The sequence below is a fragment of the Anabaenopsis tanganyikae CS-531 genome (assembly GCF_029891675.1).
Lineage (GTDB): Bacteria > Cyanobacteriota > Cyanobacteriia > Cyanobacteriales > Nostocaceae > Anabaenopsis > Anabaenopsis arnoldii.
Genome location: NZ_JANQDF010000072.1, coordinates 1 through 10,720, shown reverse-complemented (window position 1 = coordinate 10,720; position 10,720 = coordinate 1). Strand labels below are relative to the sequence as shown.

The following is a 10,720-nucleotide window of genomic DNA, read 5'->3' as shown; positions in this document are numbered from 1 at the left end:
TTTGTAGAGTTTGAGTTGTTGGAAGAAATGCAATCTTAACTCTTCCCAATTTTCTGGGTTGATTTGTCCTTGCTCTATCCCATAGCGATTCATAGCCACTAATCTTTGTGGTGTTCCCAGATATGTAGTCAAGCGATCGCTAATTTGGCGTATTCTGGATGATATCACTGGGATTAGCAACTTATTCACCGCTCTTTCCCCAGTTTCATAAGAAAGATAAGTGACAGTGCCAACACTCAGCAGAATGATACCAATATAAGGTACAATAAATAACGTCTTTAGAGGAATTCTGCCGATAAATTTGAGCATCAACTGGGAGTATATAGGCAATAGTTTCATTATTTTTGGTAACTGGGATAATGAGTGAAAATGGGTAAGAATGAAAATTTTATTAATAGATGATGATACTTATTTCAGTAAATTACTCACAAATATTCTTATTTCCTACCGCTATGTAGTCGATGTGGCTACAAATGGTCACATTGGTCTAGAAATGGTAAATCAGTTCAATTATGACTTAATTTTGCTAGATGTACTCATGCCAAAATTAGATGGTTTGAGTGTGTGTCGTCAACTACGTCAGCACGGTTGTCAAGTCCCCATCTTAATGCTCACCGCCAAGGGCGCAGAGGAAGATGTGATTAGAGGTTTAGATGCAGGAGCGGATGATTATGTAGTCAAATCCTGTGATACTCCTCAATTATTGGCGCGAATACGAGCTTTATCCCGTCGAGTACACGAATCAAGTTTAGTGACTTTGGAATGGGGTAACTTATCCCTTAATCCCCAGTTGCTAAAAGTGCAGTATGGAGAGGAATTAATTCAACTCACTCCCAAGGAATTTGGGTTATTAGAATTATTTTTACGCTCCCCCCACAGGATTTTGACCCGTAGAGATATAATTGACAAATTATGGTTAGCAGATGAGTTCCCCACAGATAATGCTGTCACCAATTTAATCAAAGACTTACGACGTAAACTCAAAGCCGCAGGAATCAAAGAAGAAGTCATTGAAACTATTTACGGCTTGGGATATCGGCTTAAAGCTAGAAAAGAAGGGAAATCTGAGTCTCCAGTGGCAACAGTTGACGATATAGCCGAGGGAATCGCGCTTATTGAAGAAATTAAAGCAGAATTTCAAGCTTCCTTACCTGAAAAAATAGCAGAACTCAACACAGCAATCAATCAACTCCAATTAAAAACCAACAACTCGCAACAGCAACAACATATCCTGACCATAGTTCATCGTTTAGCTGGTAATTTGGGTACTTTTGGGTATCCCGAAGGCTCAGAAATAGCACGGGAAATAGAAGCCCTTCTCACACAAGAACATCTGAGCAATGCACATATTACCGAACTCAGTTTTTTATTGGAAGCATTATCACAAGGATTTAGCCCACCAGGAACAACACTACCGCTGAATGATTCCAACATCCGAGAGCATATACCTACTCTCATACCTCCCGATGATTTTAGTCATACTTTAAAGCAAGAATGGCAACGCCTGCGTACACAATATATCCCTCTTGGCTTAATTTTTTGCGCCATTGATGATTTTGAGAAACAACAGCAGAAAATTTACCTTTTACAGCTTGGGCAAACTTTACAAAAGTACCTTACTCCTCCTAGTTTTATCACTTACTACACTGGAGGAAAATTTGGTATTCTTCTACCCAGTATGCCCTCAGATAGTAGCTTGCGTCTTGCCCAACACTTATACCAAGCTATCCTCAGCTTAGAAAAATTTACGATCAGTTTAGGTATTACTGGCACTATCCCCAGTTCTACCGCCACTCCTGAAGAATTATTAACAACAGTTGACCAAGCCCTGACATCTGCTCAAACCAGAGGCGGTAATACATTGTGCTTTTATCTCTCCGGTTGAAATCCTCTATCCTTATATAGTGATTATTTTTCTCTTATAAGTTCCTTATAACTAAATGATATCTTATCTAGACATATCTTCCTCAAGTTACTTGACAAGTCAATTGACTTGTAAGGCTAAGGATATGTCTAACTAATTTTGTAACCTTTTTGCCAAGCAACTATGATTATCAAAACCAATCGCAATCAGCACTATTCTGACTGTGGCATTGAACAAAAAAATTATGAGGGACGTTTCGGACTACATAGCTTAAAACTAGTACTGAAATATATTGATCTCTACCTTGAGCAAGACCTTAAATTAGCTGAACTAGCGCAGCAAATCAATTTCAGCAGGTCCTATCTATGTTATCGCTTCAAGCAAACCACGGGAATTTCACTTCATCAATACATTATTCGGCAGAGGGTATACCGAGCTAAAGGCTTGTTAGAGTCCTCTAGTATGTCCCTGAGCGAGATTGCTCTGTGCTGCGGATTTTACAACCATAGTCATCTGACTCGAGCCTTCAAGCGATTATTAGGAGTCTCACCCAGCGCATTTCGGGTACGTATGACAAACACTATCCCAGCCCCCGAGGGAGACTAGTCTTATACTGTGGATAGTACGACCATAGGCTTCTGAAGCCCACCTTCAAGGGAGTACTGGGAGTCCCGCCAAAGTACCTTTGGGTGAAATTAAAAACTAAGGATAAAGACCCCTATCAGCCAGCGCCTGTGCAACTCTACCAACACCCAAAGTGTAAGCTGCTAATCGTAGAGGAATTTGTCTGCTCTTTGACTGCTGTATTACTTGGTGATAAGCTGCCAGCATTAACTGTTCCATTTCATGGTTTACACGCTCCTCATCCCAAAACACATAAGAAAGACCCTGCACCCACTCTAAATAACTGACAACAACACCGCCAGCATTGGTCAGGATGTCCGGTAGCACGGTCACACCACGCTCCTCTAGGGACTGATTCGCTACTAAAGTCACTGGTCCATTAGCCGCTTCGGCGACAATTTCCGCTTGCACCTCGTTGACATTTTCCCTAGTAATTTGATTTTCCAAAGCCGCTGGAATCAAGACATCGCAAGGCAAAGTGAGTAAATCTGCATTGCTAATTGGTACTGCTTGGGGAAAACCCACAACACTCTTGTGATTTTTCGCCGTATAAGCTTTCAATACCGGAATATCAAGCCCGTCGGTCGCCAAAATACCCCCAGCCCCTGTGGAGACAGCGATGATTTTAGCCCCCAACTCATGTAATAATTCCGCTGCTGCACCCCCCACATTACCAAAACCCTGAATTACTACTCGTGCTCCTGTCAGGGGTTTACCTCGTTCTGCTAATGCCTCACGGACAATAATCATTACACCTCTGCCCGTTGCCTTTTCTCGCCCTAAAGAACCACCAATAGAAAGGGGCTTACCAGTGACAACTCCAGGGACGGCATGACCCACATTTACAGAATAAGTATCCATCATCCAAGCCATCTCACGGGCAGAAGTACCCATGTCTGGGGCGGGTATATCTACTGAAGGACCAATGTCTTTAATTAACTCACTGATATAGCGGCGACTGATTCTTTCTAATTCTCCCACACTATAACTTTGAGGATTTATGGCTATACCTCCCTTGGCACCGCCATAAGGTATGCCCAATAACGCACACTTCCAAGTCATGAGCATAGCTAAGGCTGATACTTCCCCTAATGTTACAGCCGGATGGTAACGAATTCCTCCCTTATAGGGGCCGAGAATATCAGAGTGCTGCACCCGATGTCCAGTTAGCACTTGAATTTGACCATTATCTAGCTTCACGGGGATAGAAACTGTCACCACTTTACGGGGATGGCTGAGGATTGCCAATACTCCTTGATCTAGGTTTAATTCTTTACCTGCAGCTTCTAAGTAACTACAGGCCTGGTCTAATGGGCAAATGTGCCCTGGAGTCTCAGGTTCTATGGGCAAGGGAGATTTTGAAACCATAACATCTTCTCCTAGTCGCATTATCTTTGCGGACTGGATATATATATGAGTGATATCCCTAGCTTATCCTTTTTGTCTGAGAATGGTGGAATTTTCTGGTTTTTGTGACATTTTGCGGGAATGTTACCTCGATTTTCTCCCTTTTTTGGGGGTGCGATATCCCCAAAGGCTTTATGGTCGTTATTTATACGTTTTATCCTCAAAGGCTCAACGGAAGCGGTAACGGATTTACCATGATCGTACTTTAGGGAGTGTCAAAATCAAGTCATCAACCTAGGTCGGTTGGAATCTTGAGAAAGGCCACAGAGCGGCTTAGGTTGTCCTTCCTCACCCCAACCTACTGGTATTATAAGTGTTTAAATGAAAACTTCATCTGTGAAGTTGCCATGTAGACCATAGGGAACGTGATGTTTAAGATGTAGTCTGGCAATGGCACCTTGATTAAAGTCACTGGCATCTAATATGACTAAATCCGAGCGGTGATGTGTGGCATCATAAACCAATACTAGCACCCAGCCATCATCTTCTTGTTTAGCATCTGTCCGGGGGACAAAAATCGGCTCCCCAGTAAAACCATGTGGTGCAGCACTCCACAATTGTCTGTCTCCTGAGTGCAAGTCAATTTTCAGCAATGCTTGCAAGGGCGCATTACCAGTCTCCCCGTGAGATGCACCTAAGTATAAATATTGATATTTTTTGCCTACAAGTTGGGGATTTATACTAGGAAACTCACAACAACGGCTTTCCATCATCTGTTGGCGGACTTTCCCAGTCTCAAGATTAAGATGGAATCGCCACAGTTGACCAGGGGAAATTGCGGCAAAATTAACCTCTCTAAAATCGCTTTCCGGCTCGACTTCTGGGAATGATGCGTAACAAATAGAATCAATGACAATTTCATCACCCGCATCAAAAGCATTAGCGTGGTGGAAAACAAAGCCAGATTGAGTTTCTAAAGTTCTTACCTTTGTTTCTCCGGGGTGACGGGGAATGACTATAATCCTAGTGGGTTGATTTTGCTGAAATTTGATACACTCTCCAGCAGCACGTATTCCTAAAGCGAAGGGTATGGGGTTAAAGGTAACGGGATTTTGCCAGAAGATACAGTAGTTAGGAGTAATGACAAAATCATGAATGAAACAGAACCCGGGAATACTATGAGTTTGTTTTCTCACAACTTCACCGTCTGGGTTGAGTTCAAATATAGTAATGGTGGTGGATAGTCCCGGTTTAATCGAGAAATTTACCAGACAAGGTGCGCCACCATCTTGGTTACAACTGGGGTCAAAGCGGGGATGTGCGCCAAAGGCTTCACCGGATGATAAAACACCATGGAAATATTCTTTCCCCAAGGTTTCCAATGTATAGGGATCAAGACAATGGGGTTCTGCTGCTTCCCACAGTGCCAAGAGTTTATCACCCCAATAAATTACATTGGTATTGGCAATATTTTTCATTTTGAAGTCGAAAATATTAGCTAACCAACCGCCGGGTTTTTGAGTACCAAAGACACCCCGATAAAGGATTCTACCCGCTTGCTGTTCTGCTAAATAGCCTTCAGTACGAACAAAGCGGTTACGGAAATGGGCGCGACCATTGACAAAGCTGATCCGGCTAATCATCCCATCGCCATCAAAGGGGTGATGTATTGGTTGTCCATTGATATCTAGCAAGCCGGGGCCATTTCTAAACAATGTACCTTGTAATTCTGGGGGAATTTGCCCTTCAATATCATCAATCCAGTAGTCAAATTCTTGGGTAAGTGATTTATATCCTCCCTGCCAATCTGCAAGGGTATAAGATTCTTCTGGATTTGGGGTGTCTTCAATTTTTAAGGTCTGCATCTGCTGATATTATGGTCTTTTGGATTCCATGGTTTGTGAGTCTGATTCCCTCAGGATTAATTCGGGCATCAAGTGAGATATTTCTGCTGTCTGCATTTGTGGATCCTCTGCCGGTAACCAATGAATGAATGGCAGTGGTAATAGTGTACTGAGGTTAGTAATAATTACTAATAGCCACATTAGTTCAAAGTTGGTTTCGCTGATGCCCAGCCAATGCATGATGATGGCTCCAAGTTCATAGGAAACCATTGCGGCTAAGTTGGAAACGGACATCAGTAAGGCAAATAATGTCGCTTCTACTCCTGGGGGACATAATCTGGCTGCAAGTACCAAAACGGGCATATAGGCAATTTGTCCAATGACGGTCAGAATGAGGCTATCACCCAAACTAAACCAGTGGTCATCTATACCTAAAGCTCTGTTAGTATGGGTGACCAGCAGCAGCATTGTCATTCCCAAGGCTGATGATAGGACTGTACTCCAAGTGAAAATGGCGCGAAATGAAATATTTTTGAGGAAGCGTTGAAACATCCACACTCCTATCAAAGAAGCCCCACTGGTTACCAGTCTTACCCGTCCTAGAAATTCTGGTTGAAAGTGTAGTTCATTGGTGCTGAAGAAGAAGAAGGCAGAATCGGCTGTTGGGGTGGCTAGCCAGACAAATACAAAGGCTGTGGGTAGCCAAATGGATTTTTGGGTAATTGCTTGGCGTAGTTGCTTGAGTTGATACTTGATGCTTAAAGGGTTCTGGCTATTATTGCTATGTGGGGCATTTTTACTAATGGGGGTTTCAGCAATTAACCAAGCTACTGCGGAAACTATCAGAGGAAATGAGGCGGTAACCCAAAATACAGTGCGCGTGGTGAAGTGTTCGAGCAGTATTCCGCTCAAGTAAGCGGTGAGTAAACCTCCCAATGCGGAAGCACCCCAGGAGAGTGATTGTAGTGAACCTGCTGCTGCTTGGGATTCTCCCCTGGCTCTTTCTACTACTAATGAGTCAACTATGACATCGCTGACCGCAACAGATAGAGAACCCAGGGCGATCGCTAGGGTAGCGGCCCAACTAGTATGAACTATGGTCGCCAAACTTATCCAAGATATTGCTCCTAATATCCCAGATAGCACTAAATAAGGCCGGCGGCGGTAGCCGAATATGGGTAAGCCATCAGAAATAAAGCCGAATACCGGTTTAATTATCCACGGTAAGGCGACTATTCCCAATAGAGCCGACACTTGAGCCGGACTCAGCAGCAATTCATCCTTGAGGAAAAAACTTACTGCTAGACGGGCCAAGCCTAAAATTCCTTGGACGAAGTAGACGCTAAGAATGGCAATTAACTCGGCGCTGGGTTCATGACCGAAGAAAATTTTACTTTTCACTGAGTCTTTAACCTGAGACAAGCCAGGGGAGTCAATCAGCATTTGATAAATATTTTTTAAGTTTTATCTACTTTTCTATCATATCGATTTCTCAGAATCTAGTTTTAGCTAAATATTACTCAAGGCCATGACCGCATTTTGACCACCAAAGCCAAAGCTCAAACATAATACCTTCCGCACTTGGGTTTCACGGGCCGCCATGACCAAATTTAAATCAAATGCTGGTGTTTGTAATCCTACACAGGGTGGTATGATTCCCCTGTGCATAGCTAAGAGGGAAAATGCCACACCTAAGGCCCCAGATGCTCCTAATGTATGACCTGTGGCACCTTTGGTGGAACTTACCGCTACTTTCTGGGGAAACAAATTTTGGATGATTTGACTCTCTACTTTGTCATTCAGGACTGTGGCAGTGCCGTGAGCATGAATGTAATCTATATTTTCTGGTTTTAGGGAACTCCGTTTTAAACATTGCTGAATCGCGGCGATCGCACTTTTGCCTGTAGGTTCCGGTTTATTAGCATGATAAGCATCTGTTGTCAAGCCAAAGCCAAGAATCTTACCATAAATTTTAGCTTGACGCTGCTGTGCTAATTCTGGGGATTCCAAGACCAACACCGCCGCCCCTTCAGCTAATACCAACCCTTCCCGGTGCAAATCAAAGGGATAAGCGCCAGTTTTGGCCAAAGCCCCCATTTGCTGAAACCCTGACAATGTTAGGGGCGTAATTGGGGCTTCTACAGCACCAGCCAGAGCGCGTTGACATTGGCCGGTTTGAATCAGTAAAGCGGCTTGAGCGATCGCCCAAATACCAGTACCACAAGCTGCCATGGGTGCTAAAACTATACCAGATGCACCGATTTGGCGGGCTGATGCCATGGCGTTGGTATGAGGCAAAAAATCTAACCAATTTTCTATAAGTGCTTTCCCTTTATTCTCAGGGGGATTATGTCCATATATTTGCCGCCCCAGCAACTCCCAACTAGCTTGATGACTGCGACTTGATCCAATAACCACAGCACAATCGGGTAAGGGTGAAACCAACCGAGCATCTTTTAATGCCGAGGCCACTACCAGCCGGGTTAAAGTTGTTAATTCCGTAGGTTGGTTAGCAATCAAACCTAGAGGACAGGCTGCTAGTTCTGAAAATGGTTGATACCATTGCAGACCACATTTACCCGCGATTAACTTCTGCCAGCTATGCTCTAAGCTGGTTCCCAACGAGGAAACTAAACCAATACCAGTGATGACAACCATTTGGGAATTAGGAATGGGAGGTGGGGAATTGGGAATTTTTTTCCTTACTCCCCTACTCTGGAGTTAATCGGGTGTTTTCAGATTTTCTGCACCTTGAGTCACTTTAGCCGATTCAATGCGATCGCCTTGCTGAATTTTGTTCACCACATCAAAGCCGTCGGTGACATTACCAAACACAGCGTAGTTACCATCGAGGAAACCTAAATCTGCTAGAGCAAAGTAAAACTGTGAGGAAGCTGAATCTGGCATTTGCGATCGCGCCATTGCTACCGCACCCATTTTATGCTGTAACACAGGTGGGCGACGGGTAGTTTGACCGTAAATTATTGGTTGTTCTGCACCCATGGGCTTAATTTCTAAAGGTATGCGACGTTCACTCCCCGTTTCCGGGTCAATGTAACCACCCGTCCCCAATCTATTTGCGGGAAATTTGGGGTCTTTACCTTGGGGATCACCCCCTTGAACTACAAAAGGTTGGGGATCGCGCACCACTCGATGAAAAACTAACCCATCGTATACACCTTTTTGGACTAAATCAACGAAGTTGCCAGCTGTAATTGGGGCATTGGTGCCGTCTACCTCGATAGTAATGGGTGAACCGTTAACGGTCATCACCACAGTAGCTTTACCTTCGAGGCGTGGTAAATTTTTCATTCCCGGAATATTCTCACTTATGATTTCAGATACAGTGCTTGTTGTGTTGCCCGTGTTTGTCTCAGTTCCTGCTGAGTTAGAAGTAACATCCTGTGTGGAACATCCTCCCAAAGTCAAAGCACCGACTATCAAAAACGCAACTAGAAAATTTGAGACTTTTAACTGCATAGTCAGTTACTGATTTAACCTGAGTATGTTATCTGCTTGAGTAATTTTTGAGATGTGGTACAAGTTGCAATCCTTCCCCTTCCTTAGAGTCCTTCGAGGGGTACTCTCAAAAATCGGGCTAATTCCGCGCCTGTAGTTTCTAACTCTGCTAAAGATAATGGTTGGCCTACCCGTGTTAAAGGAATGTCTCGCCGACCCTTAACACGTAGGTAGAGGGCGCGACGGGGATTCAGACCTTCTTTGATATCGATGCGCACAGACTGCACGTCTTGAGTATAGGTGTCAATTTCAATGCGACGATTTTTACCGGGAAATCCCCAACGAAAGATTTTTATCTTGCCAGTGTCCTGATTAAAATCGTTGTAACCGCCTCCGACATCCCATAAAATCATGAGCCAGAGGTATAAGGCTAACAGTAAGCCGGCAGTACCATATAAGCCCATGACTAGTCCTTGGGGTACAAATATCAGTTGAGTTGGGTCGGTAACTAGGAGTAAATTTACTTGAAAGTAACTAGATATCCCCGCCAACAAGAAGCCTGTGGCGCCCATGGTCACGATGGTTGCCCACCAGTAATTGCTAAACCGACGAGAACCCAGAACACTTTGATGCAGGATACTGGAAGGTTTGCGATCGCCGTTAGGCGAATCACCTTTGTTAATTGTTGTTGATGCCGTCATTGAACTAACTTTGGCCTGTGAGTTCTTCCCGATCCAAGTCTGCCATTTCAGGAGCTTTTCTTGCAAGTTGCAGGAGTGAGACTTTTAAGATTTATGAGAAAACTTGTGTCAAATTATTAAAATTCTGATATTGATCAGAAGTAATAGGTTTGTACTGAACAAACCCCCACCGCTGGGCAGGGATAGAGACGGGGCCATTGGCCCCATCTGTGGTCATTCATGAGGTTACTGTCTGTGTATTCGTGTAGTAAAATCTAGTCATGTTGAGAATTAACTACACCAATTTTTCTGTGCCGAGGTAGCCTCTACATTCATGTAGGGGGAAAGCCGAAATCCCTTCAGGGACTAAGCAGGAAAGCCAAGAGGTGATTCTTGGCATACCCAGGCCTCTATAGGGTGGCAAGAATGTCAATAAAGTCAATTGGGCAAAAACCCAAACTAATGTGATAAGTTAAGAATCATTAAGTGACCAGAAGCTAATAAATCATTAGCCAATGGTGCGTGTAATGACATAATTCTGAGAAGCTCCCTCATTAAGAGGGCAATATCTCAGATTCTCAGATGCTTTCGGGCTGCTGAGATTGTCAAAAAAACGTTAATTCCTCGTTGAAGTCGCACAAAGTCGGCACAATAGCCGACAGCGTTGCTTCAAAAACGGTGCAATTTTAGTAAAAGAGGATTTTAGTTCAATGACCATCGCAGTTGGACGTGCCCCCAGTACAAGAGGGTGGTTTGACGCCTTAGACGACTGGTTAAAGCGCGATCGCTTCGTATTCGTAGGCTGGTCAGGGATATTATTATTCCCCTGCGCTTACCTAGCACTAGGCGGTTGGCTCACCGGTACAACCTTCGTCACCTCCTGGTACACCCACGGATTAGCC

8 protein-coding genes and 2 pseudogenes are annotated in these 10,720 nt (G+C 43.9%); 3 read left to right on the top strand and 7 right to left on the bottom strand.

Annotated elements, in window-relative coordinates; translation table 11 throughout:
* Positions 1–339 (bottom strand): annotated as a pseudogene (locus NWP22_RS07405) (hypothetical protein); the annotation flags it as partial.
* Positions 340–379: 40 nt separating this feature from the next.
* On the opposite strand from NWP22_RS07405, the gene NWP22_RS07400 reads away from it, so the two are divergent.
* Together NWP22_RS07400 and NWP22_RS18340 are read left to right on the top strand one after the other, a co-directional pair.
* Positions 380–1,885 (top strand): response regulator, encoded by a 1,506-nt coding sequence (locus NWP22_RS07400; protein ID WP_271734701.1) that lies wholly within the window; start codon positions 380–382, stop codon positions 1,883–1,885.
* Positions 1,886–2,047: 162 nt separating this feature from the next.
* Entirely contained in the window at positions 2,048–2,470 is a 423-nt protein-coding gene (locus NWP22_RS18340; RefSeq protein ID WP_417006617.1) for a helix-turn-helix domain-containing protein, read from the top strand.
* Between the two features lie 96 nt (positions 2,471–2,566).
* Here NWP22_RS18340 and NWP22_RS07395 read toward each other — a convergent pair whose 3' ends face one another.
* From NWP22_RS07395 to NWP22_RS07370, 6 genes are all read right to left on the bottom strand, one after another.
* On the bottom strand, positions 2,567–3,856 hold the full coding sequence (locus NWP22_RS07395; RefSeq protein ID WP_271734700.1) for a Glu/Leu/Phe/Val family dehydrogenase: 1,290 nt from the start codon (positions 3,854–3,856) through the stop codon (positions 2,567–2,569).
* 356 nt (positions 3,857–4,212) lie between these two features.
* Positions 4,213–5,700, bottom strand: coding sequence for a carotenoid oxygenase family protein (locus NWP22_RS07390; RefSeq protein ID WP_271734699.1), 1,488 nt, complete (start codon positions 5,698–5,700; stop codon positions 4,213–4,215).
* 9 nt (positions 5,701–5,709) lie between these two features.
* Positions 5,710–7,122 (bottom strand): folate/biopterin family MFS transporter, encoded by a 1,413-nt coding sequence (locus NWP22_RS07385; RefSeq protein WP_271734698.1) that lies wholly within the window; start codon positions 7,120–7,122, stop codon positions 5,710–5,712.
* 66 nt (positions 7,123–7,188) lie between these two features.
* Positions 7,189–8,337 (bottom strand): beta-ketoacyl-ACP synthase, encoded by a 1,149-nt coding sequence (locus tag NWP22_RS07380; protein ID WP_271734696.1) that lies wholly within the window; start codon positions 8,335–8,337, stop codon positions 7,189–7,191.
* A gap of 63 nt (positions 8,338–8,400) precedes the next feature.
* A complete protein-coding gene (locus tag NWP22_RS07375) occupies positions 8,401–9,159 on the bottom strand; it encodes a peptidylprolyl isomerase (protein WP_271734694.1) in 759 nt (252 codons plus the stop codon).
* Between the two features lie 83 nt (positions 9,160–9,242).
* Positions 9,243–9,839, bottom strand: a complete 597-nt coding sequence (locus tag NWP22_RS07370) for a photosystem I assembly protein Ycf4 (protein ID WP_271734693.1) — start codon at positions 9,837–9,839, stop codon at positions 9,243–9,245.
* A 689-nt stretch (positions 9,840–10,528) separates the two neighbouring features.
* Here NWP22_RS07370 and NWP22_RS07365 point away from each other — a divergent pair.
* A pseudogene (locus NWP22_RS07365) lies at positions 10,529–10,720 on the top strand (photosystem II D2 protein (photosystem q(a) protein)); the annotation flags it as partial.

Coding starts and splice junctions, on each gene's coding strand:
- NWP22_RS07400 (WP_271734701.1), top strand. CDS start 380: ATGAAAATTTTATTAATAGATGATGATACTTATTTCAGTAAATTACTC.
- NWP22_RS18340 (WP_417006617.1), top strand. CDS start 2,048: ATGATTATCAAAACCAATCGCAATCAGCACTATTCTGACTGTGGCATT.
- NWP22_RS07395 (WP_271734700.1), bottom strand. CDS start 3,856: ATGGTTTCAAAATCTCCCTTGCCCATAGAACCTGAGACTCCAGGGCAC.
- NWP22_RS07390 (WP_271734699.1), bottom strand. CDS start 5,700: ATGCAGACCTTAAAAATTGAAGACACCCCAAATCCAGAAGAATCTTAT.
- NWP22_RS07385 (WP_271734698.1), bottom strand. CDS start 7,122: ATGCTGATTGACTCCCCTGGCTTGTCTCAGGTTAAAGACTCAGTGAAA.
- NWP22_RS07380 (WP_271734696.1), bottom strand. CDS start 8,337: ATGGTTGTCATCACTGGTATTGGTTTAGTTTCCTCGTTGGGAACCAGC.
- NWP22_RS07375 (WP_271734694.1), bottom strand. CDS start 9,159: ATGCAGTTAAAAGTCTCAAATTTTCTAGTTGCGTTTTTGATAGTCGGT.
- NWP22_RS07370 (WP_271734693.1), bottom strand. CDS start 9,839: ATGACGGCATCAACAACAATTAACAAAGGTGATTCGCCTAACGGCGAT.